The 24,999-nt window shown below is 69.0% G+C and carries 24 protein-coding genes; 18 read left to right on the forward strand and 6 right to left on the reverse strand.

The genetic code is table 11. The features are described 5' to 3' along the window. Nucleotides 1–12: 12 nt before the first annotated feature. The 3 genes from ddaH (at nucleotide 13) to ACFVU2_RS16145 (ending at nucleotide 5,303) form a co-directional block, all read left to right on the forward strand. On the forward strand, nucleotides 13–1,236 hold the full coding sequence (ddaH, locus tag ACFVU2_RS16135; protein ID WP_387876291.1) for a dimethylargininase: 1,224 nt from the start codon (nucleotides 13–15) through the stop codon (nucleotides 1,234–1,236). Nucleotides 1,237–1,647: 411 nt separating this feature from the next. Then, the gene (locus ACFVU2_RS16140) at nucleotides 1,648–3,492 is read left to right on the forward strand and encodes an ABC transporter ATP-binding protein (protein ID WP_387876293.1); all 1,845 of its coding nucleotides are present in this window, start codon (nucleotides 1,648–1,650) and stop codon (nucleotides 3,490–3,492) included. Beyond that, nucleotides 3,489–5,303 (forward strand): ABC transporter ATP-binding protein, encoded by a 1,815-nt coding sequence (locus tag ACFVU2_RS16145; protein WP_387876295.1) that lies wholly within the window; start codon nucleotides 3,489–3,491, stop codon nucleotides 5,301–5,303. Before ACFVU2_RS16140 ends, ACFVU2_RS16145 begins: the two co-directional genes overlap by 4 nt. Nucleotides 5,304–5,387: 84 nt before the next feature. Here the strand turns inward: ACFVU2_RS16145 and ACFVU2_RS16150 are convergent, their stop codons facing one another. Beyond that, nucleotides 5,388–6,404: a hypothetical protein gene (locus ACFVU2_RS16150; RefSeq protein ID WP_387876298.1), complete on the reverse strand. Its 1,017-nt coding sequence runs from the start codon at nucleotides 6,402–6,404 to the stop codon at nucleotides 5,388–5,390. Between the two features lie 135 nt (nucleotides 6,405–6,539). Between ACFVU2_RS16150 and ACFVU2_RS16155 the strand changes: the two genes are divergently transcribed. Genes ACFVU2_RS16155 through ACFVU2_RS16165 form a run of 3 tightly spaced genes read left to right on the forward strand, consistent with a single transcriptional unit; the run spans nucleotide 6,540 to nucleotide 9,381 of the window. Next, the gene (locus ACFVU2_RS16155) at nucleotides 6,540–6,887 is read left to right on the forward strand and encodes a response regulator transcription factor (protein ID WP_387876300.1); all 348 of its coding nucleotides are present in this window, start codon (nucleotides 6,540–6,542) and stop codon (nucleotides 6,885–6,887) included. A 5-nt stretch (nucleotides 6,888–6,892) separates the two neighbouring features. After that, a complete protein-coding gene (locus tag ACFVU2_RS16160) occupies nucleotides 6,893–7,579 on the forward strand; it encodes a LuxR C-terminal-related transcriptional regulator (protein ID WP_387876303.1) in 687 nt (228 codons plus the stop codon). 5 nt (nucleotides 7,580–7,584) lie between these two features. Next, the gene (locus tag ACFVU2_RS16165; protein WP_387876305.1) at nucleotides 7,585–9,381 is read left to right on the forward strand and encodes a histidine kinase; all 1,797 of its coding nucleotides are present in this window, start codon (nucleotides 7,585–7,587) and stop codon (nucleotides 9,379–9,381) included. A 9-nt stretch (nucleotides 9,382–9,390) separates the two neighbouring features. On the opposite strand, the gene ACFVU2_RS16170 is transcribed toward ACFVU2_RS16165, so the two are convergent. The 3 genes from ACFVU2_RS16170 to ACFVU2_RS16180 all read right to left on the reverse strand — a co-directional run bounded on the left by ACFVU2_RS16170 (nucleotide 9,391) and on the right by ACFVU2_RS16180 (nucleotide 10,705). Continuing rightward, a complete protein-coding gene (locus tag ACFVU2_RS16170) occupies nucleotides 9,391–9,816 on the reverse strand; it encodes a hypothetical protein (RefSeq protein ID WP_387876307.1) in 426 nt (141 codons plus the stop codon). An 84-nt stretch (nucleotides 9,817–9,900) separates the two neighbouring features. Continuing rightward, the gene (locus ACFVU2_RS16175; protein WP_387876310.1) at nucleotides 9,901–10,269 is read right to left on the reverse strand and encodes an MGMT family protein; all 369 of its coding nucleotides are present in this window, start codon (nucleotides 10,267–10,269) and stop codon (nucleotides 9,901–9,903) included. Beyond that, nucleotides 10,253–10,705, reverse strand: a complete 453-nt coding sequence (locus tag ACFVU2_RS16180; protein WP_387876312.1) for a GNAT family N-acetyltransferase — start codon at nucleotides 10,703–10,705, stop codon at nucleotides 10,253–10,255. The genes ACFVU2_RS16175 and ACFVU2_RS16180 overlap by 17 nt, the downstream gene beginning before the upstream one ends. A gap of 145 nt (nucleotides 10,706–10,850) precedes the next feature. Between ACFVU2_RS16180 and ACFVU2_RS16185 the strand changes: the two genes are divergently transcribed. From ACFVU2_RS16185 to nrdF, 5 genes are all read left to right on the forward strand, one after another. Beyond that, nucleotides 10,851–12,065 carry an NADP-dependent isocitrate dehydrogenase gene (locus tag ACFVU2_RS16185; RefSeq protein WP_387876315.1) on the forward strand — a complete coding sequence of 405 codons (1,215 nt, stop codon included), beginning with the start codon at nucleotides 10,851–10,853 and terminating at the stop codon, nucleotides 12,063–12,065. Nucleotides 12,066–12,270: 205 nt separating this feature from the next. Continuing rightward, nucleotides 12,271–12,507 carry a glutaredoxin-like protein NrdH gene (nrdH, locus tag ACFVU2_RS16190; protein WP_387876316.1) on the forward strand — a complete coding sequence of 79 codons (237 nt, stop codon included), beginning with the start codon at nucleotides 12,271–12,273 and terminating at the stop codon, nucleotides 12,505–12,507. An 8-nt stretch (nucleotides 12,508–12,515) separates the two neighbouring features. After that, nucleotides 12,516–12,914, forward strand: a complete 399-nt coding sequence (gene nrdI, locus ACFVU2_RS16195; RefSeq protein ID WP_387876839.1) for a class Ib ribonucleoside-diphosphate reductase assembly flavoprotein NrdI — start codon at nucleotides 12,516–12,518, stop codon at nucleotides 12,912–12,914. Beyond that, the gene (gene nrdE, locus ACFVU2_RS16200) at nucleotides 12,902–15,058 is read left to right on the forward strand and encodes a class 1b ribonucleoside-diphosphate reductase subunit alpha (protein WP_387876318.1); all 2,157 of its coding nucleotides are present in this window, start codon (nucleotides 12,902–12,904) and stop codon (nucleotides 15,056–15,058) included. The genes nrdI and nrdE overlap by 13 nt, the downstream gene beginning before the upstream one ends. Before the next feature lie 64 nt (nucleotides 15,059–15,122). Then, complete coding sequence (gene nrdF, locus ACFVU2_RS16205; RefSeq protein ID WP_387876320.1) at nucleotides 15,123–16,097, forward strand: class 1b ribonucleoside-diphosphate reductase subunit beta; 975 nt, start codon at nucleotides 15,123–15,125, stop codon at nucleotides 16,095–16,097. A gap of 4 nt (nucleotides 16,098–16,101) precedes the next feature. Here the strand turns inward: nrdF and ACFVU2_RS16210 are convergent, their stop codons facing one another. Together ACFVU2_RS16210 and ACFVU2_RS16215 are read right to left on the reverse strand one after the other, a co-directional pair. Next, the gene (locus ACFVU2_RS16210) at nucleotides 16,102–16,629 is read right to left on the reverse strand and encodes a MarR family winged helix-turn-helix transcriptional regulator (RefSeq protein ID WP_387876322.1); all 528 of its coding nucleotides are present in this window, start codon (nucleotides 16,627–16,629) and stop codon (nucleotides 16,102–16,104) included. Further along, nucleotides 16,626–16,973: a helix-turn-helix domain-containing protein gene (locus ACFVU2_RS16215; RefSeq protein WP_387876325.1), complete on the reverse strand. Its 348-nt coding sequence runs from the start codon at nucleotides 16,971–16,973 to the stop codon at nucleotides 16,626–16,628. The genes ACFVU2_RS16210 and ACFVU2_RS16215 overlap by 4 nt, the downstream gene beginning before the upstream one ends. A 118-nt stretch (nucleotides 16,974–17,091) precedes the next feature. Between ACFVU2_RS16215 and ACFVU2_RS16220 the strand changes: the two genes are divergently transcribed. The 7 genes from ACFVU2_RS16220 (at nucleotide 17,092) to nagB (ending at nucleotide 24,991) form a co-directional block, all read left to right on the forward strand. Then, a complete protein-coding gene (locus tag ACFVU2_RS16220; protein WP_387876327.1) occupies nucleotides 17,092–18,375 on the forward strand; it encodes an ROK family protein in 1,284 nt (427 codons plus the stop codon). Nucleotides 18,376–18,474: 99 nt separating this feature from the next. Further along, a complete protein-coding gene (locus ACFVU2_RS16225; RefSeq protein WP_387876329.1) occupies nucleotides 18,475–19,821 on the forward strand; it encodes an extracellular solute-binding protein in 1,347 nt (448 codons plus the stop codon). 96 nt (nucleotides 19,822–19,917) lie between these two features. After that, on the forward strand, nucleotides 19,918–20,886 hold the full coding sequence (locus ACFVU2_RS16230) for a carbohydrate ABC transporter permease (RefSeq protein WP_387876330.1): 969 nt from the start codon (nucleotides 19,918–19,920) through the stop codon (nucleotides 20,884–20,886). After that, a complete protein-coding gene (locus ACFVU2_RS16235) occupies nucleotides 20,883–21,782 on the forward strand; it encodes a carbohydrate ABC transporter permease (RefSeq protein ID WP_387876331.1) in 900 nt (299 codons plus the stop codon). Before ACFVU2_RS16230 ends, ACFVU2_RS16235 begins: the two co-directional genes overlap by 4 nt. Continuing rightward, a complete protein-coding gene (locus tag ACFVU2_RS16240; RefSeq protein ID WP_387876334.1) occupies nucleotides 21,779–23,314 on the forward strand; it encodes a glycoside hydrolase family 3 protein in 1,536 nt (511 codons plus the stop codon). The genes ACFVU2_RS16235 and ACFVU2_RS16240 overlap by 4 nt, the downstream gene beginning before the upstream one ends. Next, on the forward strand, nucleotides 23,311–24,213 hold the full coding sequence (locus ACFVU2_RS16245) for an ROK family protein (protein WP_387876336.1): 903 nt from the start codon (nucleotides 23,311–23,313) through the stop codon (nucleotides 24,211–24,213). Before ACFVU2_RS16240 ends, ACFVU2_RS16245 begins: the two co-directional genes overlap by 4 nt. After that, nucleotides 24,206–24,991 (forward strand): glucosamine-6-phosphate deaminase, encoded by a 786-nt coding sequence (nagB, locus tag ACFVU2_RS16250; RefSeq protein WP_387876338.1) that lies wholly within the window; start codon nucleotides 24,206–24,208, stop codon nucleotides 24,989–24,991. The genes ACFVU2_RS16245 and nagB overlap by 8 nt, the downstream gene beginning before the upstream one ends. Nucleotides 24,992–24,999: the final 8 nt, after the last annotated feature.

Consider the following 24,999-nt stretch of genomic DNA (forward strand, 5'->3'; position numbering starts at 1 on the left):
GGGTTGGTTCCCATGACGTCTTCGTGGGGCCGCCGGCTCATCGCATCCCTTGTCGCCGCCTTCGTGGTGGCCCTCGTCGTGCACGCGGCGATGATCGCCGCGTTCTACGTGGGGAGTCTCGCCGGGTCGTCGGCCCCATCGGGGGCGTTGATCGTCGCCGTCAGCAACTACTTCTCGCTGACGAGCGTGATCGCATTCGTGCTGCTCTTCGTCGCGGGCGCCGTCGGCGCCTACGACCGCTGGTGGACGGCGCTGATCGCGGGCGTCGTGGCCGCCGTGCTGTCGCCGACGCTCGGGACCTTCGTCACGGCGATCTCGGCCGGCCAGCCGTTCAGCTGGCCGTTCGTCAGCGCCGTGCTCGGCACGCTGCTCGGCATCAACCTGCTCTACGCCATCGCGATCGCCGCCCTGACCCCGACTTTCGGCCGCTGGCTGTTCCGCATCCTCGAGGGCGTCCGCAGCCGCTTCGAGTCCGAGCGCAAGGTGGCGCTCGTCCGCATCCCGGCCAAGAACCTCCAGGACGGCCTCGTCACCCACCTCGAGCGGTCCTCGGTGGACGCGGAGCTCGCGGACACCCAGTGGGACGGCTACGTGAACGCTCTCTCGCAGGCCGGCTGGCAGACCGTCGAGGTCGCCTCGGCGGACACTCTCGCCGACTCCGTCTTCGTGGAGGACACGGCCGTCGTCTTCGGCGACACCGCCGTCATCACCCGCCCGGGAGCGGACTCCCGTAAGCCCGAGGTCACCGGAACCGAGGCCGCCCTGCGTGCCCAGGGCCTCCGGCTCGAGCGCATCGAGGAGCCCGGCACGCTCGAAGGCGGGGACGTCCTCAAGATCGGCTCGACCGTCTACGTCGGCCGTGGCGGCCGCACCAACGGCGAGGGCATCCGCCAGCTGCGCGCGATCGTCGCGCCGCTCGGCTACACCGTCGTCGGGGTGCCCGTCACGAAGGCGCTGCACCTGAAGACCGCGGTCACCGCTCTGCCGGACGGCACCGTCATCGGCTACGAGCCCCTCGTCGACGAGCCGCGCCTGTTCGAGCGCTTCCTGCCCGTCCCCGAGGCGCACGGCACCGCCGTCGTCGTCCTCGACGACGAGACCCTGCTCATCTCGTCCGCGGCGCCGCAGACCGCCGCCCTCCTCGAGGACCTCGGCTACACAACGATCCCGGTCGACATCTCCGAGTTCGAGAAGCTCGAGGGCTGCGTCACCTGCCTGTCGATCCGGATCCGCTGAGGCACGTCCGCTCGAGCCGACTCGTGCCGAGGGGTGCATCCATGCGCTCGAATGAATGCTTGCGGATCACGCGAGGCTGGCAATAAGCTGTAGGGCTGCCTTGTCGCGGCACAACGTGAACGCATCGAGGCCGGGAGGACGCAATGAAAAAGACTGGATACGCACGAATCGTGACGGTGTTCGGGCTTGTCGCGCGCACGTCCTCCGAGCCGGCTCTTCCCTGGTAGGTCCCAGGAAGGATCGCGTCTCCGGCTGACTGTCGCCGGCCGTCCTCTGACGGCACTGTTCCCGAGGGTCGAGCACACATCGGTGTGCCTTCGGCGACCCTCGGCGGCGACCTCTCAGCACTGTTCCCCGGGTCTACGGTGACCCGTCGCAGAAGTCGGAAAATCACAAGAAATCGGAAGTCTCATGTCTGTCGCTGAAACGCATCAGCATCCCCCTCAAAGAGAAACCACGAAGCGCGCGGGCACCATCCGCACGCTGCTGCGCATCCTGCCGTTCGCCAAATCGGCGGCACCGCGCATCGTGCTCGGCATGGTCGCGGCACTGCTGGCCAGCCTCGTGGCGCTGAGCATCCCGCAGGTGCTCGGGTGGCTGGTCGACGGTCCGCTGTCGACCGGCGACCCCGCAGCCGTCTGGCCGGCGGCCCTGCTCGTCGTCGGGCTCGGCGCCGCCGAGGCCGTGTTCATCTCGCTCCGCCGCTGGTTCGTGCTCACCCCGGGCACGCACGTGGAGGCGCGCATGCGCAACAGCCTGTACGCCAAGCTCCAGGACCTGCCCGTCGCCTTCCACGACCGTTGGCCGAGCGGACAGCTGCTGTCGCGCGCGGTCAGCGACCTCGGGCTGATCCGCCGCTGGCTGTCGTTCGGCATCGTGCTGCTCGTCGTCAACATCGTGACGATCGTCGTCGGCTTCGCGATCCTGATCAGCTGGAACTGGATCCTCGGCCTCATCTTCCTGGTCTGCTCCATCCCGCTGTGGATCTACGGGTTCGTGTTCGAGGCGAAGTACTCGATCATCGCCCGCCGCAGCCAGGACCAGGCCGGCGACCTCGCGACGGCCGTGGAGGAGTCGGTGCACGGCATCCGCGTGCTCAAGGCGTTCGGCCGGGGCAAGCACGCCCTCAAGAACTTCGAGTCGCAGGCGGAACAGCTGCGCGGCACCGAGATCGAGAAGGCGAAGGCCATCGCGGGCATCTGGCTCTGGCTGCTGCTCATCCCCGACGTGGCGTTCGGCATCAGCCTCGTGGTCGGCGTGTGGCTGGCCTCGCAAGGGCAGCTGTCCGTCGGCGAGCTGGTCGCGTTCTTCGCGACTGCCACGGTGCTGCGGTTCCCGATCGAGTCGATCGGCTTCCTGCTCTCGATGACGTTCGACACGCGCACCGCGGCCGACCGCTTCTTCGAGGTGATGGACGAGGTCAACGCGATCACCGACCCGGCCGAACCCAAGCGGATCACCGATCCGCGCGGCGAGCTCGTCTTCGACGACGTGCACTTCCGCTACCAGGACTCGCCCGAGCGGTTCCCGGACCTGCTCGACGGCGTCCGCCTGACGGTGGAGCCGGGGGAGACCATGGCGCTCGTCGGACTGACGGGCAGCGGCAAGTCCACGCTGACCGCGCTCACCACGCGCCTGTACGACGTGACCGGCGGCGCCGTGCGCGTCGACGGCGTCGACGTGCGCGAGCTCACCCGGTACGACCTGCGCAAGGCGATCGCGATGGCGTTCGAGGATGCGACGCTGTTCTCGGCGTCCGTCCGCGACAACGTGCTGCTCGGCCGCGACGACCTCGACCCCGCTTCCCCGGAGGCGGAGCGTGTGCTCACCGAGGCGCTCGAGATCGCACAGGCCGGCTTCGTGTACGACCTGCCCGACGGACTGGAGACGAAGGTCGGCGAGGAGGGGCTGAGCCTCTCCGGCGGACAGCGGCAACGACTCGCGCTCGCGCGTGCCGTCGCCGCGGCGCCCAGCGTGCTCGTCCTCGACGACCCGCTGTCGGCACTCGATGTCGACACGGAGGCGCTCGTCGAAGCCGCGCTGCGGCGCGTCCTCGCCTCGACCACGGCGCTGATCGTCGCGCATCGCCCGTCGACGGTGACGCTCGCCGACCGGGTGGCACTCCTCGAGGAGGGGCGCATCACCGCCGTCGGGACCCACCACGACCTGCTCGCCTCGAGCGAGCACTACCGATTCGTCATCTCCAGCCTGGAGGACGGCGAGAACGAAGAGATCCTGCAGGAGGTGAACCTGTGAGCACCGCAACCGTCCTGGGTGTCGAAGGCGAAGAGCGCAACGACCTCACCAAGGAGGAGAGCCGTCAGGTCCGGCGGCGTTCGCTGCGCCTGCTGGGCTCCCTGATGCAGCCCCTGCGCGTCCGGCTGATCCTGACGGCGATCGTCGTCGTGGTCAGCACGGCCGGGCAGGTGGCGGGACCGGCGATCATCGCGTTCGGCATCGACAACGGCATCACCGCCCTGAAGTCTCAGGACTGGATGCCTGTCGCTGCCGCCGGCGTCGCCTACCTGCTGACCGGCATCATCGGGGCGATCCTGATCGCCTGGTACACGATCCTGAGCGCGCGGATCAGCCAGGCCATCCTGATCGACCTGCGCAAGCGGGTGTTCCTGCACACGCAGAAGCTCTCCCTCGAGTTCCACGAGTCGTACACGTCGGGCCGCATCATCTCGCGGCAGACGAGCGACCTGGACTCGATCCGCGAGCTCCTGGATTCCGGCATCAACCAGCTCGTGCAGGGCTTCCTGTACATGCTGTTCATCGCGATCGCCCTGTTCGTCATGGACTGGGTGAGCGGTGTCGTGCTGCTGGTGTCCCTGGTGCCGCTGTACCTGCTCACGCGCTGGTTCCAGAAGCGGTCGCAGGTGCTGTTCCGGATCTCGCGGGTGGCGTCGGCCAAGCTGATCGTGCAGTTCGTGGAGACCATGACCGGTATCCGCGCGGTGAAGGCGTTCCGCAAGGAGAAGCGCAACGAGAAGGAGTTCGGCGACCTCGTCGAGGACTACCGCGACGTGAACGCGCGGGTCATCCAGCTGTTCGGGATCTTCGACCCCGGACTCGTGATGATCGGCAACCTCACCGTCGGCATCGTGCTCCTCGTCGGAGGCTTCCGCGTCGCCGAGGGCCAGCTCGCGATCGGTGTGCTGCTGGCCGCCCTGCTCTACACGCGGCGCTTCTTCGACCCGATGGAGGAGATGGCGATGTTCTACAACTCCTACCAGTCGGCCGCGGCCGCGCTCGAGAAGATCTCGGGTGTGCTGGAGGAGGAGCCGAGCGTGCCCGATCCGGTGAAGCCGGTCGACCTCTGGACGGCCGAAGGGCACGTGCGGTTCGACGACGTCACCTTCGCCTACAAGGAGGACCGCGTCATCCTGCCGGAGTTCAGTCTGGACATCCCGGCGGGGCAGACGATCGCCCTCGTCGGCTCGACGGGTGCGGGCAAGTCGACCCTGGCCAAGCTGATCTCGCGGTTCTACGACCCGAGCGACGGCGAGGTCTCGATCGACGGCGTCGACCTGCGCGATCTGCACCCGAAGGATCTGCGCCGGGCGATCGTGATGGTCACGCAGGAGGCGTACCTCTTCAGCGGATCCGTCGCGGACAACATCGCACTCGGCAAGCCCGAGGCGTCGCGCGAGGAGATCGTCGCGGCGGCGAAGGCCGTCGGGGCGCACGAGTTCATCGAGGGTCTGCCGGGCGGGTACGACACCGACGTGAACAAGCGCGGCGGCCGGGTGTCCGCCGGTCAGCGTCAGCTGATCTCGTTCGCCCGTGCGTTCCTCGCGAACCCCGCCGTGCTGATCCTCGACGAGGCGACCAGCTCGCTCGACATCCCGAGCGAGCGCCTGGTGCAGGAGGCCCTGCAGACGCTGCTGGCCGACCGCACCGCGGTGATCATCGCCCACCGCCTCTCGACCGTCGCCATCGCGGACCGCGTGCTCGTGATGGAGCACGGCCGGGTGGTCGAGGACGGGACCCCCGACGATCTGATCGCCGGGACGGGCCGGTTCGCCCAGCTCCATGCCGCGTGGCGGGATTCGCTGGTCTAGCCGGGGCGGCTGGTGATGTTCCGGAGGGGCGGCGCGTATCGGTACGCGTCGCCCCTCCGCCGTGATCCCCCGCGGTAGGGGTTGTCAGCCCGCGGGTGACCAGGTCGTGCGTGCGCGGCGCGGGCGGAGGACGCGATGTCCCCGCTCGGCTCCGCCACGGAAGAAGGAGAGGCGCTCCCGGAGACCGGGGCGCAGGTCGTGCGTGAGTACGAGGACGTCGGCGCCGGCGTCGATGCACTCGCTGGCGTACGCGGGCTCGGCCTCGTGCTCGGTCGTGCCCGTGACGACGCTCAGACAGCCGGCGGTCACCGCCCGCGAGGCGGCGGCGACGATGGAGACGTGCGAGGTGGCCGGGGCCACGATCGCCCGGATCGCCCGGGCGAGCTCCGCCTGCTCCGCCGCCCGTGCGGCCGCACGTCCCGGGAACCCCGCACCGAGGTCGAGCAGGTCGAACCGCACCCCGGTCGCGGCGCGGACATCGGCCGTGATCGCTGCGGCGTGGACGATCTCAGCGACGTATGCGGCGGGGGACGAGTGCGCCGGCGGCTGGAGGGACAACCCGCCGACGCACACGCCCAGGGCCGACGCCGCGCGCACCGCGCGGACGACGTCGACGGGGAGGAGACCGCGCGGCGCGCGGTCCGTGGATGGCGCTCCGCCGAGCGGTCGTACCCGCAGGAGCAGGCGGACATCGTCCGGAGCGCCGGCGAACGCCTCCAGCTCCTCACCGCCGTCGACCACGAAGCGGCGGACCCCCGCGCGGTACGCGGCCGCCACATCGCGGGATTGCGTGATCGGAGCCGTGTGGAGGAGCCTCGGGCGCCCCTCCCGGGCGACGATCGCGTCGAGTGCCGGCGGCAGCGCGATCTCGAACGCCCCCTGGGCGACGGCGATCGCGTCGAGCAGCGCGGGGTGCGACAGCGCGCTCACGTCGTAGTGCACGTCCACCCACGGGAACGCCGTGCGGAGGTCGAGGTAGCGGCCGACGGCTCGTTCCACGTCGATGACGACGAGCGGGAGCTCGAGGAGGTCGCCCGCCGTCTCCGCCGCCGGCGCCGCAGCGGCGCCGGTCGGGTCGGCGGTTCGGGTGACGGCGGGCATCGGGTTCTCCTCGGTTTGTTGAGCTTGCCTCAGATCATCCTCGGGGGTTCATGCACCCCGCATCCGGGGGGCCACTCGAACCGATTGCGTGCGTCCACGGATGAAGTACGGGACGCGCCGGGTGAGGATTGACGCATGTACCTCCGCGTTGTGATCGTCGACGACCACGCGCGCTTCCGTGCACAGGCGGCGGAGCTGCTGCAGTTGGAGCGGTTCGCCGTCGTCGGCGACGCCGACACCGGAGCCCGCGGCGTCGAACTGAGCAGACGGCTCGCGCCGGACGTCGTCCTGCTCGATGTCGGGCTGCCCGACGCGAGCGGATTCGACCTCGTCGCGGACATGCACGCCACCGGCGCCGCCGTGGTGCTCACCTCCAGTCGATCCTTCCGCGATTACGGCCGCCGGGTGGCCGACAGCGGAGCAGAGGGATTCATCACGAAAGGCGACCTGACCGGCCCGGCGATCCGCAGTCTGCTACGGTAAGCCCCGTGGTAGCGGGAGAGAGTGCTTCGGTTTCCCGCCCGCTACGGGTCGCGATCGCCGACGACGCGGTCCTGCTCCGCGAAGGCATCGGTCAGATCCTGCGCGCGGGCGGTGTGGATGTCGTCGCCTCCGTCGACACAGCCGAGGAGGTCCTCGACGTGGTGGCGGGCGACAACGCGATCGACGCTGTCGTGCTCGACATCAAGATGCCGCCCACACACACTGATGAGGGTCTCCGCGCGCTCGAGGCGCTCCGGGCCGAGGGCTCCACGGTCGGGGTCCTGCTGCTGTCGATGTACACCACGGCGACCTATGCGATCCGGGCGATGACGGCCGGGAGCGGCACCGGCTACCTCCTCAAGGAACGTGTCGCCGACGGCGAATCCCTGGTGAACGCGGTGCGCACCGTCGCTTCGGGCGGCTCGGTCGTCGATCCGGAGGTCGTGCAGCTCCTGGTCTCGTCCCGTGCGTCCGAGCACACGGTGGAGGCGCTCTCGGCTCGCGAGCGGGACGTGCTGAGCCGGATGGCCGAGGGCAAGTCGAACGTCGGCATCGCCTCCGAACTGCATCTCAGCCTCCGGACGGTCGAGTCGCACATCGGGCACATCATGGCCAAACTCGGCGTCGAGGACTCCGCAGAAGGGCACCGCCGGGTGCTCGCCGTGCTGCGCTTCCTCGGCAAGGACGGCTGAACGCCGTGAGGGTCGCGCGCACCTGGCTCCGTGCGCTCGCGGTGACGGTCACGATCGCGTCGAACGTCCTCGCCCAGGTGATCAGCGGGGTGACCGGCGATTACGGCCCGAGGCCGGAGGGGCTGGGCTGGGCGATCGTCTTCATCGCCGTCGCCCTCGTCTACGTGGTGTGCGCCGTCGTCGCCTGGCGGGTGGTGCGCAGCCCCGTGCCGGGCTGGCTGATGGTCGGCGCGGCGCTGTTCTGGTCCGCGGGAGCCTGGTATCCGCTGGCTCGCGGCATCGGCTGGCTGTGGCCGCCGCTGGCGGGAGTCACGGATCTGTGGGCGATCTTCGTCGGCGCCGTCGTGCTGTGCTATCCGACCGGGCGGTTCTCCCGGTTCGATCGGGTCGTGCTCCTCGCCGGCAGCGCCGCCTTCCTGGTCCGCTTCATCGGCACGCTGCTGTTCACGTCGCCGTCCCCCGCGGAGTGCGGCTGCGTGCAGAGCGCGTATGCGGTGCTTCCCAGCGACGACGTCGACTTCTGGCTCGGCGTCGCCTGGCGCGCTGCAGGGCTCGCCCTGATGCTGACGATCGCCGTCCGTCTGGCCGTGCGCTGGTTCACCAGCTCCCTGCCCGCCCGCCGCGTCTCGTTCGTGATGCCGCTGGCCATCGTCCTGTGGTGCTACGGAACGGTGCAGGACTCCCTGAGCTTCACCCTCGGGTGGGATGGCGGCTGGCTGCAGTTCATCCCGCCGTTCGCGATCGCGCTGATCCCGCCGGCGTTCATCGGCGGCGTCTTCTATGCGCGCGGGCTGCGCTCCCGCGTCGCCGACCTGGTGATCGTCGCCCGGGACAAGGTGGACAGGGCGCTGTGGGAGTCGAGCCTCGCGCGCACGCTCCACGACAGCTCCGTGCGCGTGTACTGGTGGGACGAACAGGGCGGCGGATTCCTCACCAGCGACGGGGAACGCATCGACGCTGACGGCGAGACCGAGCGGCCCGGCCGGTCCACCCTGGCGATCGACTCCGACCAGGGCCCGATCGCCCTCATCGAGCACGACATCGCCCTCAGCCAGGACGACCGCCTGCTCGACGCCGTCTCCTCCGCCCTCCTGCTCTCGGTCGACAACGATCGCCTGCGTGATCGGCTGGAGCGCACCATCCAGGAGCTCCGCCAGTCGCGTCTGCGCATCGTCGAAGAGGGGTACCTCGCCCGCAGGCGACTCGAACGCGATCTGCACGACGGCTCGCAGCAGCAGCTCGTCTCTCTCGCGATCAGTCTGCGGATCGCCACGGCGAAGGCGGAGGCGGCCGGTGCCGTGGAGGTCGCCGGCGACCTCGAGCGCGCGTCGACGCAGCTGGCGGACGCGCTGCGCGAACTGCGGGAGCTGGCGCGTGGCATCCACCCGACGGTCCTGACCGACGGCGACCTGACATCGGCGCTGGAGGAGCTCGGGCAGCGCAGCCACCTCCTGGTCGAGGTCCACGTCGAGACGACCGACCGGTTCGCCAACGTGATCGAGGAGACGATCTACTACTCGGTCTCCGAGTGCCTGGCCAATGCGGCCAAGCACGCCGGCGCCCGCAACTGCGCGGTGCTCGTGACCCGCCGCGACGACACGGTCTCGGTCGTGGTCAAGGACGACGGGAAGGGCGGCGCCCGGTTCGAGCCGGGCGGCGGGCTCGAGGGGATCCGCGACCGGGTCGAAGCGGTCAACGGCCGCGCGGAGCTGCGTTCGGTGGACGGGCTCGGCACGATCCTCGAGCTGACGATCCCCGTGCCTCACGCCGACGCGGCGATGGCGGAGGAGCCCGCTTCCTGAGGGAGTGCTCTACTTGCTCTTCGCGGGGAGTGCGGCATACACCTGCTGGCCGATGGCGAACGCGGACCAACCGCCCGGGCACTTCGAGGACTTCTCGGGGAGGCCGTCGACCGGCCACCAGCTGTCCTGGATCGCAGGCTTGGGCGTCGTCGTCTCGCCGGAGCAGACGTCCTTCGCGAGAAGGGTGGGGGAGGCGTACGTCAGGATCGCCGCACCGCTCTGAGTGTCGTAGTCGACACGGATGATCGTCGCGTCGTCGGGCACGAACGCCGGAGAGCCGAACGCGGCGGTCTTCACGGCCTTGAACTCCTTCGCGGAGTCGTAGATCTGCGCGTCGACGTGCGGCGAGAAGGCTTCGACGACCGAGCAGCCGGACAGGGCGAGGGCGGCAGCGGACGCCGCGACGACGAGGCCGACGGTTCGGGAACGGGGCACGGAGAGCTCCTGGGGCTGTGACGAATGCGATCCGAGCCAGTCAACACCATCAAGCTGGGCGCTTCATCGGCCGGAAGGATGATGTTAGCGCGCCTCGTGCCGCGCGGCGCGCAGATCCACGCGGTAGCTCGTGGCCGAGCCGTCCGCGCGCGGACCGCCGAGCAGCGGAGTCCCCTCGGCCCGATAGTGCTGGAGCGCGATGTGCTCGTGGTCGGCGGCCGGATGACCGCTCGCCCGCACGACGCGCCACCAGGGGACGGTCGAGCCGTAGTACGCCATGACCTGTCCGACCATGCGAGCCGCCCGTGACCCGAGCACGGCCGCCACGTCGCCGTAGGTCATCACCCGGCCTGGCGGGATGGAGTCCACGACGGCGAGCACCCGTTCCACGAAGGAGTCGGCGCCGTCGCGCGCCTCATCGTCCGCGGAGGCCCCCTCAGAGCGCGAGGGCACCGATCGTCTCGCCGTACTGCGTCTCGCCGGTCGGCTGGAAGCCGCTGCGCAGGAAGAACTGCTCGGGACCGAGCTCGCCCGACTCCCAGATCACGTAGAGGCGGTCATGACCACGCAGCCGGGCCTCGTCGGCCAGGCTGCGCACGGCGAACGTTCCGATGCCGCGGCCCTGGTCGTCCGCGTCGACGTTGATACGCCAGAGGATCGCTTTGAACTCGTCGTGCTCCGACTCCGGGTTGAAGTCGCCCATGATGAATCCGACGACCTCGTCGCCGTCGAGCACGACGCGCTGCCAGGACGTGCTGGGATCGGCGACGGCAGCCGCGGCCGAGTAGGAGACCGGAGCGATGAACTGCTCCTGCCCCGGCTTCAACGTGAGTGCGTTCGCCGCGACGACGGTGCGCGCACTCAACTCTTCCAGTCTCAACTCAGCCATAACGAAAGGGTAACGTGCGCGGGCGACAGGGCATAGTCGCTCGTAGCGGACATCGCCGCACCGGCAAAGTGTCTCGATGTCAAGATAGTTACCGGGCTCAGGTAAGCTGTATCCGGCTGAAAACGGCAGAGAAGCAGGAGAACCAGTGGACAAGATCAAGGTTGAAGGAACGGTCGTCGAACTCGACGGCGACGAGATGACCCGCATCATCTGGAAGGCGATCAAGGACTCGCTCATCCACCCCTACCTCGACGTGGACCTCGAGTACTACGACCTGGGCATCCAGAAGCGCGACGAGACCGACGACCAGATCACGATCGACGCGGCCCACGCCATCCAGAAGCACGGCGTCGGCGTCAAGTGCGCGACGATCACACCCGACGAGGCGCGCGTCGAGGAGTTCGGGCTGAAGAAGATGTGGCGGAGCCCGAACGGCACCATCCGCAACATCCTCGGCGGCGTGGTCTTCCGCGAGCCGATCATCATCTCGAACATCCCGCGCCTGGTCCCGGGCTGGAACAAGCCGATCATCATCGGCCGTCACGCGTTCGGCGACCAGTACCGCGCCACCGACTTCACGTTCGACGGCCCGGGCACGCTGACCCTCAGCTTCCAGCCGAACGACGGCGGCGAGGCGAAGAGCTTCGAGGTCTACCAGGCTCCGGGCGCCGGCGTCGCGCTCGCGATGTACAACCAGGACGAGTCCATCCGCGACTTCGCCCGTGCGTCGTTCAACTACGGCCTCGACCGCAACTACCCGGTGTACCTCTCCACCAAGAACACCATCCTGAAGGCCTACGACGGCCGCTTCAAGGACCTGTTCCAGGAGGTCTTCGACACCGAGTACAAGGGCAAGTTCGACGCGGCCGGGCTCACCTACGAGCACCGGCTCATCGACGACATGGTCGCCTCCAGCCTCAAGTGGGAGGGCGGCTACGTCTGGGCCTGCAAGAACTACGACGGCGACGTGCAGTCCGACACCGTCGCGCAGGGCTTCGGCTCGCTGGGCCTGATGACCTCGGTGCTGACCACGCCGGACGGCAAGGTCGTCGAGGCGGAGGCCGCGCACGGCACCGTCACGCGCCACTACCGCCAGCACCAGCAGGGCAAGCCGACCTCCACCAACCCGATCGCCTCGATCTTCGCCTGGACGCGCGGTCTCGCGCACCGCGGCAAGCTCGACGGCAACCAGGAGCTCATCGACTTCACGCACACCGTCGAGGACGTCGTCGTGAAGACCGTCGAGGAGGGCAAGATGACCAAGGACCTCGCGCTCCTGGTCGGCCCGGAGCAGTCCTACCTGACGACCGAGGAGTTCCTCGAGGCGATCAGCGACAACCTGAAGGCGCGCATGGCGTAGCCTGCACGTCGCTCCCGGGGAGGCCCGGCGGACTTCGGTCCGCCGGGCCTCTCTGCGTTCCCGGGCCGGTTCCGCGCGCCCGATGTTGCCGATCTGCGCACATCCACGCCGGAAATAACCACATCATCTAGTGCTCGGCGTGTCGCCATGCCCCTATATGTAGTGTTAACGCTCCGGCATCCCATTGACCTGAAAGGCGGAGGACATGAGCATCGTCGTCTACAGCAAGCCCGCGTGCGTGCAGTGCACGGCCACGTACACCGCGCTGGATCGGAAGGGCCTCGACTACCGGGTCGTCGATGTCACGACCGACGTCGAAGCGCTCGAACGCGTGCGGGCCCTGGGGTATGCGCAAGCCCCCGTCGTCGTGGCCGACGACGAGCACTGGTCCGGATTCCGCCCGGACCTGATCGGACGGGTCGCGACGAAGCTCGGGAAGTGACCAGGGCCGTGAGCCGCCTGATCTACTTCTCGTCCGTGTCGGAGAACACGCACCGCTTCGTGACGAAGCTCGGCGTGCCGGCGCAGCGCATTCCGCTCCGGGGTCGGGATCCCGAACTGCGTGCCACGGAGCCGTTCGTGCTCGTGCTTCCCACCTACGGCGGGGGAGAGGATCGCGCGGCCGTGCCCAAGCAGGTCATCCGCTTCCTCAACGACGCCGGCAACCGCCGTCTCCTGCGCGGAGTCATCGGCGCAGGCAACACCAACTTCGGGGCCGCCTACGGGATCGCCGGCGACATCGTCGCGGCGAAATGCGGCGTGCCCCATCACTACCGCTTCGAGCTCTTCGGCACCGCTGAGGATGTCGCGGCGGTCCAGAACGGATTGGAGACACTGTGGCGACACTGACCGCCGACCACGCGACCGAGGTCGCCCGCCAGGCACAGCCCGACTATCACGCCCTCAACGCGATGCTGAACCTCTACGACGAGGACGGCCGCATCCAGTTCGAACGCGATCGGGAGGCGGCGCGCGAGTACTTCCGCCAGCACGTCCTGCCGAACAGTCCGCGATTCGGCTCCCGGGCGGAACGGCTCGCCTTCCTCGTGGAGAACGACTACTACGACCCCGAAGTCCTGGGCAGGTACTCCAGCGACGCGATCGAGCGCCTCACCGAGCGGGCGGAGAGCCACGGCTTCCGGTTCCCGACCTTCCTCGGCGCGTTCAAGTTCCACACCTCGTACGCGCTCAAGAGCTTCGACGGCGACGCGTATCTCGAACGGTTCGAGGACCGCGTCGTCATGGTGGCCCTGACACTCGCCGCCGGCGACGAGTCGTTCGCCGGTCGCCTGGTGGACGAGATGATCACGGGCCGGTTCCAGCCGGCGACCCCGACCTTCCTCAACGCGGGCAAAGCTCAGCGCGGGGAGCTGGTCTCCTGCTTCCTGCTGCGCATGGAGGACAACATGGAGTCCATCGGCCGCGGGATCACCTCGGCGCTGCAGCTCTCCAAGCGCGGCGGCGGCGTCGCGCTGCTGCTCTCCAACATCCGCGAGGCCGGAGCACCGATCAAGCGCGTTCGCAACCAGTCCTCGGGTGTCATCCCGGTGATGAAGCTGCTGGAGGACTCGTTCAGCTACGCCAACCAGCTCGGTGCGCGACAGGGTGCCGGAGCGGTCTACCTCAGCGCCCACCACCCCGACATCCTGCGCTTCCTCGACACCAAGCGGGAGAACGCCGACGAGAAGATCCGCATCAAGACGCTGTCGCTCGGGGTCGTGGTGCCCGACATCACCTTCGAGCTGGCGCGTGACAACCGCCCGATGCACCTGTTCAGCCCCTACGACGTCGAGCGCGTCTACGGGGTGCCGTTCGGCGACATCCCGGTGAGCGAGAAGTACGACGAGCTGGTCGCCGATCCGCGCATCCGGAAGACCACGATCGACGCGCGCGCGTTCTTCCAGACGCTCGCCGAGATCCAGTTCGAGTCGGGATACCCCTACATCGTCTTCGAAGACACGGTGAACCGTGCGAACCCCATCGCCGGGCGCATCAACATGTCGAACCTGTGCTCCGAGATCCTGCAGGTGAACAGCGCGAGCACCTACTCCGACGATCTCTCGTACCAGCACGTGGGCACCGACATCTCGTGCAACCTCGGCTCCCTGAACATCGCGATGGCGATGGACTCGCCCGACTTCGGCCGCACAGTGGAGACGGCGGTGCGGGCGCTCTCGGCGGTCTCCGACCAGAGCCGGCTCTCGGCCGTCCCCTCGGTCGAGCGTGGGAACTCCGGAGCCCACGCCATCGGCCTCGGCCAGATGAACCTGCACGGCTATCTGGCGCGCGAGCGCATCCACTACGGCAGCGAGGAGGGGATCGACTTCACGAACATCTACTTCTGCACAGTGCTCTTCCACGCGCTCCGCGCATCCAACCGGATCGCGGCCGAGCGCGGTGAGACGTTCCGCGGCTTCGCGGACTCGGCGTACGCTTCCGGCGCCTTCTTCGAGAAGTACACCGACCGGGCGTGGGAACCGGCCACGGACCGGGTCCGTGGACTCTTCGCGGAGGCGGGCGTCGACATCCCGACGATCGCGGAGTGGGAGGCGCTTCGGGAGAGCGTGCGCGAGCACGGTCTCTACAACCAGAACCTGCAGGCGGTGCCGCCCACCGGATCCATCTCGTACATCAACAACGCGACATCGTCGATCCACCCGATCGCGTCGAAGATCGAGATCCGCAAGGAGGGGAAGCTCGGCCGGGTCTACTACCCCGCGCCGTTCCTCACGAACGACAACCTCGAGTACTACCGCGACGCGTATGAGATCGGCCCCGAGAAGATCATCGACACCTATGCCGCGGCCACCCAGCACGTCGATCAGGGGCTGTCGCTCACGTTGTTCTTCCCGGACACCGCGACGACCCGCGACGTGAACCGCGCGCAGATCCACGCCTGGCGCTCGGGACTGAAGTCCATCTACTACGTGCGCATCCGCCAGCTCGCCCTGGAGGGCACCGAGGTCGAGGGCTGCGTCAGCTGCATGCTCTGAGCCGCCGGCCGGAGCACCCGAATCGCACGAAGCATACGAAACACCAGAAGCAGCGAGGAGAACCATGACAGAGAAGGTCGCGCTCATCCGGCGCGTCGACGCGATCAACTGGAACCGTGTGGAGGACGAGAAGGACGTGGAGGTGTGGAACCGGCTGACGGCGAACTTCTGGCTGCCCGAGAAGGTCCCGCTGTCCGGGGACGTGCAATCGTGGGCCGCGCTCTCGCCGGAGCAGCAGACCCTGACGATGCGGGTGTTCACGGGGTTGACCCTGCTCGACACGATCCAGGGCACGGTCGGCGCGGTCTCGCTCATCCCGGACTCACTGACGCCGCACGAGGAGGCCGTCTACACGAACATCGCGTTCATGGAGTCGGTGCACGCCAAGAGCTACTCGTCGATCTTCTCGACCCTGGCCTCCACTCCCGAGATCGATGCCGCGTTCGACTGGTCGACCGAGAACACGGCGCTCCAGAAGAAGGCCCGGATCGTGCTCGACTACTACACCGGCGACGACCCGCTGAGGCGCAAGGTCGCCTCGACCCTGCTGGAGTCGTTCCTGTTCTACTCCGGCTTCTACCTGCCGATGTACTTCTCGAGCCGGGCGACGCTCACCAACACGGCGGACCTGATCCGCCTGATCATCCGGGACGAAGCGGTGCACGGCTACTACATCGGCTACAAGTACCAGCGCGGGCTGGAACGGGTGGAGGAGCGCAAGCGGCAGGAGTTGAAGGACTACACGTACTCGCTGCTGCAGGACCTCTACGAGAACGAGCTCGAGTACACCGCCGACCTCTACGACGGCGTCGGGCTCACGGAGGACGTCACGAAGTTCCTGGCCTACAACGCGAACAAGGCGCTGATGAACCTGGGGTACGAGGCGCTGTTCCCGGCTGCTGCGACGGCCGTGAATCCGGCCATCCTGTCCGCCCTCTCGCCGAACGCCGACGAGAACCACGACTTCTTCTCCGGCTCGGGATCGTCGTACGTCATCGGCACCGCCGTCGAGACGGAGGACGAGGACTGGGCGTTCTGAGGTGTCAGTCCTCGCCGGCGAGCGTGCGCAGGAGGCCGATCAGCCGGGGGCGATCGGCCTCCGGCAGCGGCCGTACACCCTCGTGCTCGGCGTCGAAGAAGGCGTCCAGGAAGTCTTCGACGAGTCGCCGGCCGGCCGGGGTGAGGCGGATGAGCAGCCGCCGTGCGTCGGCGGAGTCGACCGAGCGGGAGATGACCTGCCGTTCGAACAGGCCGTCGAGCCGCTTCTTCATGCCGGGAGGGCTGACCATCATGCTCTGGGCGAGCTGCGCCTGGGTGATGCCCGCATCGCCGGCCGGTGCCCGGTGCAGGGCGGCGAGCACGTCGAACTGGCCGCGGGAGAGGCCGTGGTCCTCCAGGACGCGGTCCGGGCCGGCAGTCGTCGCCACCACCGCGCGGCGCAGGAGGGTCACCAGCTCGATCGACACGGGATCGCGACCGGCCTCGGCCCAGCGCGCGGCCAGAACGCGGGCGGTCGGGGCTGCGGGCCGGTCGGTCGGCGCTGCAGCGTCGTCGGTCGTCTCGTCCGTCATCGCTGGAACTGTATCCCACCGACGATGCGCCGGTACGCCGTCGGCAGCATCCCCCAGTGCCGATGGAAGCGTTTGGTCGCATTGCCCGGGTCCGTCCAGCCGACCCGGGCACCGGCCGCCCGGACGGACAGCGAGGTCGTGCGCAGCAGTTCCGCCATGCGCTCGGCGCGAAGCTCGTGCAGCCGGACGAGGGGCGTGCGGCCGGTGTCGGCCACGAAGACGCGGTTGAGCTGCGACGGGGAGAGGTGGACGAGAGCGGCCAGCCCGGCGAGCGTCCAGTCCCCGGCGACGTCCGCCTCGAGCAGTGCGAGGACCGTGCGGGTCGCGGGGGCGAGAGCGGACATGGCAATCAGTTAACCGGGTTAACTGATTGCAGGCAAGTTCGAGGGCGAGAGAACGGCACGTGAATTCCGTCGGAAGAACTGCTTGCAATTCTTTTGTTCGTAAGCTTTACTAACAAACATGACCACGACGAAGACGCAGGGAATGGAAGCCGCTACCGCCGCTCCCATCGCCGCCGATGCGACCGTGGTCCCGAGCGTCGTGGCCGTGCACGGTGCGACCGTCGCCGGCACCGCGACCGGCGCGACCGGTGCCGGCGTCACCGGCGCGGCGCTCGTCCCCGGGCGGGCGCTCCGACCGCGTGCCAAGGTCCTGCCGGAGCACGCCCGCAGCCACAACCGATCGCTCGTCCTGCAGACCCTGTACCGCTCGGGGGAGCTCAGCCGCGCCGACATCGCCCGCGAGACCGGCCTCACACGCGTGACGGTGTCTGACCTGGTCGCCGAGCTGATCGGCGAAGGGCTCGTCGTCGAACTCGGCCAGCGCGAGTCCGCGCGACCGGGCAAGCCCGCGGTGCTCCTCGACATCAACCGGACCGCGCATCAGATCGTCGGGGTGGACCTCAGCGACCACGACCGCTTCCGGGGGGCTGTGATGGACCTCGACGGCGCCATCCTCGCGTCCGCGGAGGTTCCTCTGGAAGGAGCCGTCGGAGAGGCCGCCACCGCGAAGGTGCAGCAGCTCGTCGACGACCTCGTCCGCCTCGCGTCCGCGCCGATCCTCGGCATCGGCGTCGGATCGCCCGGCGTCGTCGACCTCGCGGGCACCATCCTCACCGCGCCGAACCTCGGCTGGAACGGGCTGCGACTCCAGGAAGAGCTCCAGGCCCGCACCGGCCTCCCCGTGATCGTCGCCAACGACGCCAACGCCGCCGTCCTCGCCGAGCACAGCTACGGCGGTGCGGCAGGCGACCTCATGCTCATCCGCATCGGCCACGGCATCGGCGCCGGATTGATCGTCGCAGGCGCCCTCGTCTACGGCAGCCATTTCGCCGCGGGCGAGATCGGTCAGGTCATGGTCGGGACGGACCTCGGCCTCGAGGCCACCTACAGCCGCGACCAGGTGCTCGAACACTGGCTCAGCGTCCCGCAACTGCGCAACGGCATCGCCGAAGCCCAGGCCTCCGGTGCGGACGTCACGCCGGCCCTCCGCGAGGCCGGCCAGCGGCTCGGCATCGCCCTCGCCCCCGTCGTGGGCGCCCTCAACCTGTCGGAGATCGTGCTCAGCGGTCCGACGGACCTTCTCGATGGCCCCCTCGCCGAGGCGACCATCCACACGCTCCGGAGCCGGACGATGGCCGAGAACCATGCCGACCTCGCGCTCCGGATGACCACGCAGGGGCAGGACATCGTCCTGCGCGGCGCGGCCGTACTCGTCCTCTCCGGACGGCTCGGGGTCTCGTAACACAGCACTTTCGTCACCCATCGACCCCTGCACCACGGTGTGGCAACCGCACACACTGACCACCTGAACAAAGCCCGATCATTATGAAAGGACAGTGCAATGAAGAGAAAGCTCGTCGGCCTCGCCGCTGTGGCTACAGCTTCCGCTCTCGTGCTCGCGGGATGCGCCTCCGGCGGATCATCGGCGCCCAGCACCGACGGGAAGGGCAAGACGGTCACCCTGTGGCTCGTCGGCTCGGACACCCCTGATGCGCTGCGCACCTATCTCAAGACCGAGTTCAACAAGGAGACCGGCGCGACGCTCAAGATCGAGCAGCAGGACTGGGGCGACATCGTCACCAAGCTCACCACGTCGCTCCCGGACGCCAACAACACGCCCGACGTGACGGAGATGGGCAACACCCAGTCGCCGACCTTCACCAACGTGGGCGCCTTCCTCGACGTCTCCGACATGTACAAGGACCTCGGCGGCGACAAGCTGCTGCAGTCGTTCGTGGACGCCGGGAAGGTCGACGGCAAGAACTACACGCTGCCGTACTACTTCGGCTCGCGCTACATGTTCTACCGCAAGGACGTCTACGCGGCCGCCGGTGCGACCGTCCCGACGACGCTGGACCAGTTCAACACCACCGTCGCCGACATCACCGCCAAGAACCCGAAGGCGATCCCGAACTTCTCCGGCTTCTTCCTCGGCGGTCAGGACTGGCGCGACGGCATCTCCTGGATCTTCGCCAACGGCGGTGACATCGCCAAGAAGCAGGGCGACAAGTGGGTCGCGACCCTGGACTCCGAGGGTTCGCTGAAGGGTCTGCAGCAGCTTCAGGACATCTACAAGAACGCATCCAAGGCGCCGAACGACGCCAAGGACTCGAACCAGTACATCTACCTGAACGACAGCGACCAGACGCTCGACGCCGACGGCAACAAGTCGGGCGACACGTCGCTCGCCGCGGCGACGATCATGGCTCCGGGCTGGGCGCACTGGTCGATCGGCGACCTGTCCCAGAAGGACGGCAAGCCGGTCCGCACCTGGAACGACCAGACCTTCGGCACCTTCGTCCTGCCGGGCAACGACGGCAAGCCCGCTCCGGTCTTCGCCGGCGGCTCGAACATCGGCATCTCGGCCAAGACGAAGAACCCGGGCCTGTCCAAGACCCTCCTGAAGATCATCTTCTCGAAGGAGTACCAGGAGATGCTCGGCAAGAACGGCCTGGGCCCGGCGAACTCGGACTACATGTCCTCGCTCGGCGACGACCAGTTCGCGAAGGCGCTCATCGAGTCCGCATCCAACTCGAAGCTCACCCCGGCGGCGCCGGGCTGGGCCAAGGTCGAGGCGGCGAACGTCATGGAGGAGTTCTTCTCCAAGATCCGCGACGCGTCCGACCTGAAGGCTCTCGCCCAGGAGTACAACACCAAGATCGACGCTCTCCTCAACGAGAAGAACTAGTCGTTCACCCTCGCAACACCTAGCAGGTGAGGGCGCGGAAGGCACCCCTTCCGCGCCCTCGCTCCTGCCCCCATGATTCTCGGAAGGAGGACCGACGTGACCACCACCCAGCAGACCCCCGCTGCGACCGGCCGCCCGGCCCGTCCGGCGCGCCCCCCGAAGCCGGGCGCACCCCGCCCCCGCAAGCGCCAGCTCGCGCCCTACATGCTCCTGCTGCCGGCCATCGCCATCCTGCTGCTCGCCCTCGGCTACCCGATCGTGTGGCAGATCATCACCTCGATGCAGCACTTCGGCCTCGCGCAGCAGTTCGGCCAGCCCGCCCCGTTCGTCTGGTTCGAGAACTACGTCACCCTGTTCTCCGACCCCTACATGTGGATCGTCGTCGGCCGTTCGATCGCGTTCTGCCTCGTCACCGCCGCCGTGACCGTGATCATCGGCGTCGGACTCGCCCTGCTGATGACCGGCGTGCACGCGGTCGTGCGCGTCATCCTCCAGATCGCCCTCCTGCTCGCCTGGGCCATGCCCGTCGTCGCCGCCATGACCGTCTGGAACTGGCTCTTCGACTGGCGGCGCGGCCTCGTCAACAACGTCTTGAGCTCCTGGGGCCTCGACTTCCAGGGCCACAACTGGCTGCAGAACCCGCTCTCGTTCTTCTTCGTCGCCATGATCATCGTGGTCTGGATGAGCGTCCCGTTCGTCGCCTTCTCCGTCTACGCCGGCCTGACCCAGGTCTCCGGCGAGGTGCTGGAGGCCGCCCAGATGGACGGGGCCCGCGGCTTCCAGCGCCTGCGCTACATCATCCTGCCGATGATCCGTCCCGTGCTCGGGATCGTGCTGCTGCTGCAGATCATCTGGGACCTGCGCGTCTTCACCCAGATCAAGCTCCTGCAGGACAAAGGCTCCATCGCCAGCGAGACCAACCTGCTCGGCACCTACATCTACCAGCTCGGCGTCGGGTCGAGCGACTTCGCGATGGCCAGCGCCGTCTCGGTGTTCGTCCTCATCCTGACCGTCGCCCTCAGCTGGTTCTACGTCCGCTCGCTGATCAAGGAGGACGAGTCGTGACCACCGCATCCACCGCATCCGCCACCGCCGCCCCCGCGGCACCCGCCCGCAAGCTGCGCCAGACGGTGCGCCCCTCCCGCGTCGTGCTCGGCGTCGTCGCCGTCGTCCTGGCGCTGATCTGGGTGTTCCCGGTCTACTGGATGGTCAACTCGTCCCTCCTGCCGAACGTGGTGCTGCAGAACAGCAACCCGACCTGGCTGCCCTTCGGCGGATCCTTCGACAACTTCACGGCCGTGATCGACGGCGGGACGTTCTTCCCGGCGCTCGGGATGAGCCTCACGATCGCCCTGATCACGGTCGTCGTGTGCCTCGCCTTCGCGTTCCTGGCCGCCCTCGCGATCAGCCGGTTCCGGTTCCGCGGCCGCACCTCGTTCGTGCTCGCCGTGCTGCTCATCCAGATGCTGCCCGCCGAAGGGCTCTTCATCGCCCAGTACAAGCTGATGGGGAGCCTCGGCCTGCTCAACTCGGTGATCGGCGTCAGCATCCTCTACATCGCCGCCGTCGTGCCCTTCACGATCTGGATGCTGCGCGGCTTCGTCGCCGGCATCCCGGCGGACCTCGAAGAGGCGGCGATGGTCGACGGTCTGAGCCGCACCCAGGCGTTCCTGCGGATCACCTTCCCGCTGCTCGCCCCGGGACTCGTCGCCTCCGGCGTCTACGCGTTCCTCCAGGCGTGGAACGAGTTCACGGTGGCCCTCGTCATCCTGCAGGAGAACAGCAGCCAGACGCTGCCGCTGTGGCTGCGCGGATTCATCCAGCAGTCGGCCTCCCGCGCGACCGACTGGGGCCAGGTCATGGCGGCGTCGACGCTCGTCGCCGTCCCGGTGATCATCTTCTTCCTCATCGTGCAGGGACGGATGACCAGCGGACTCGTCAGCGGGGCGGTGAAGGGGTGACCGGCACGGCCGCCGCCGAACCCCGCCTCATCGACCCCCGCCTCTCCCGCAGCATCGCCGCGACCCTGCTCCCCGGGTTCGTCGGCACCACGCTGCCGGACTGGCTGGCACGGCGGCTGCGTGACGGGCTGGGCGGCGTGTGCGTGTTCGGGCCGAACATCGTCTCGGCCGAGCAGCTGCGCGCGCTGACGGACGCGATCTACGCGGCCAACCCCGATGCGATCGTCGCGATCGACGAGGAGGGCGGTGACGTCACCCGGCTGCACTACGCGACGGGCTCGCCCTACCCGGGCAACGCAGTGCTCGGGCGACTCGGCGACGCCGGGCGCACCGAGAGCGTCGCACGCCGCGTCGGGACCGAACTGCGCGCCGTCGGGGTGAACCTCGATTTCGCACCGGACGTCGACATCAACTCCAACCCCGACAACCCGGTGATCGGCGTGCGCAGCTTCGGCACCGCGCCGGAGGTGGTGGCCGAGCACGGGGCCGCCTGGGTGCGAGGACTCCAGTCGGCCGGCGTCGCCGCGTGTGCGAAGCACTTCCCCGGACACGGGGACACGGCCCAGGACTCGCACCTCGCGCTTCCCGTGGTCGACTCGTCCGTCGCCGAGTTGCGCCGCCGTGAGCTGCTGCCCTTCCAGGCGGCCGTCGCAGCGGGCACACGATCGGTGATGACCTCGCACATCCTCCTGCCGCAGCTCGACGCGGCCCTTCCCGCGACCTTCAGCGCCCCGATCATCGAGGGGATGCTGCGCGGAGAGCTCGGGTTCGACGGCGTCGTCGTCACCGATGCGCTCGACATGCTCGGCGCGAGCGGCGAGCGGGGCATCCCGGAGGCCGCCGTGCTCGCGCTCGCCGCCGGCTGCGACCTGCTGTGCCTCGGCACGGAGAACACCGACCAGCAGCTGACGGACATCGTGGCCGCCGTGGCGTGCGCGATCGACGCCGGCCGGCTCGACGCGACGCGCGTCGAGGAAGCGGCGGCCCGCGTCCTGCGGCTCGCCGCGGACGTGCGCGCAGAATCGTCACCGGACACCGCCGGTGCGCGTGTGCCGGACGCCCTCGCGCCGCTCGACGCGGACGAAGCCGACTCCGTCATCCCCGCCTTCGAGATGACTCCGGCCGCGCGTGAGTGGCTTCGATCGGGTCAGCCGGACGCCGCCGTCGTCCGGCTCGACACCGTCGCGAACATCGCCGTCGGCACCGCTCCCTGGGGACCGTTCGCCGAGATCGCCACGGGCGCGACCGACGATGCCGCCGCGACCTTCCGCGCGCGCCCGGCCGTCGTCCTCACCGAAGCCGACTCCCCGGCGGAACTGCCCGCCGGTCCCGTGATCGTGATCGGCAAGGACAACCACCGGCACGCGTTCGCGCGCACGGCGATCGACCGGCTCCGTGCCGCGGGCGGCGACGTGCTCGTCGTCGACATGGGCTGGCCCGGCGACGACCGCCGCTACGCCGACGTCGCGACGTTCGGCGCCTCCCGGCTGCTCGGGCGCGCCCTCCTCGACCTCTTCCTCCGCGGCTCATGAGACTCGGGATCGACATCGGCGGAACCAAGACCGACGCGGTCGCCGTCGACGACACGGGAGTCCTCGCTCACCGCATCCGCCTGGCAACGGGGTTCGGCCGCGAGGCCGTGGTCGAGACGGCGCTCACGGCCGTCTCGCGCATCGGCGAGCTCACGGGCATCGCGGCGCCCGGGTTCGCATCGATCGGCATCGGGATCCCCGGCCTCGTCGATCCGGCGTCGGGAGAGGTCGCGCATGCCGTCAACCTCGGCGTCGACCGGCTGCCGCTCGGCGGCGAGCTCGCCGACCGCCTCGGAGTCACTGTGCGCGTCGAGAACGACGTCAAGGCCGCCGCCCTCGGCGCCTACGACGTGCTCGGACTCGACGGGACGATGGCCTACCTCAACCTCGGCACCGGGATGGCCGCCGGCATCGTGGTCGACGGCCGGCTCTGGCGCGGATCCTCCGGGATCGCCGGCGAGATCGGGCACATCCCGATCGACCCCTCCGGTGCGGTCTGCGCGTGCGGGCAGCGCGGCTGCCTTGAGACGGTCGCCAGCGGATCGGGCATCGCGCGCCAGTGGCGCACCGACGACCCGCTGCCGGCACGCTCCCTCTTCGCGGCCGCGGCGGCGGGCGACTCCGGAGCGCAGGCGATCACGGCTAGGCTGGCCGAGGGCATCGCTGCCGCAGTGCGCGTCCTGGTGCTGACCGTCGACGTCGACACCGTGGTGATCGGTGGCGGCCTGAGTCACCTGGGCGAGCGGCTGCTGGGCGATGTCCACGAGGTGCTCGAGGTCTGGGGGCGGACATCCCCGTTCCTGGCCTCGCTCGCGCTGCCGAAGCGCGTGCGCCTCGTCCCACCAGGATCACCCATCGCCGCCCTCGGGGCCGCGATCGTAGGAGGAACGAATGGCTGAAGTCGTCGTCGTCAAGGATCAGGCCGCCGCGGGCGCCCTGGCCGCGCAGAGCATCGTCGACCTGATCTCCGGCAAGCCGGACGCGGTGCTGGGACTCGCGACCGGCTCGACCCCGCTGCCCGTCTACCGGGCGCTCGCCGCACTGATCCCGGAGCGCGGCGTGGACGTCTCGCACGTGCGCGGCTACGCGCTCGACGAGTACGTCGGCCTGCCGGCCGGTCACCCGGAGTCGTACCGCTCCGTCATCCACCGCGAGGTCGTCGAGCCGCTCGGCCTCACGCCGTCGCTCATCCACGTGCCCAACGGGGCGCGGGAGACGATCGAGCACGCCGGTGCGGACTACGAGAAGGCGATCACCGAATCGGGCGGGGTCGACGTGCAGATCCTCGGGATCGGCACGGACGGGCACATCGGCTTCAACGAGCCGGGCTCCTCCTTCGCCTCGATCACGCGCGTGAAGACGCTGACCGAGCAGACCCGCAAGGACAACGCCCGCTTCTTCGACTCCGAGGACGACGTGCCCATGCACTGCATCACGCAGGGGCTCTCCACGATCCTCAAGGCACGGCACCTGCTCCTCCTGGCCTTCGGCGAGGGCAAGGCGGAGGCCCTGGCCGGTGCGGTGGAGGGTCCCGTTTCGGCCTCGAACCCGGGCTCGGCCATCCAGCTCCACCCGCACGTGACGGTCCTGGTCGACGAAGCGGCGGCCTCGGGCCTGCGCAACCTCGACTACTACCGCTACGCCTACGCGAACAAGCCCGCCTGGCAGACGCTGTAGGGCCCGAG

Origin of the sequence: Leifsonia sp. NPDC058194 (assembly GCF_042883605.1) — a bacterium.
Lineage (GTDB): Bacteria > Actinomycetota > Actinomycetes > Actinomycetales > Microbacteriaceae > Leifsonia.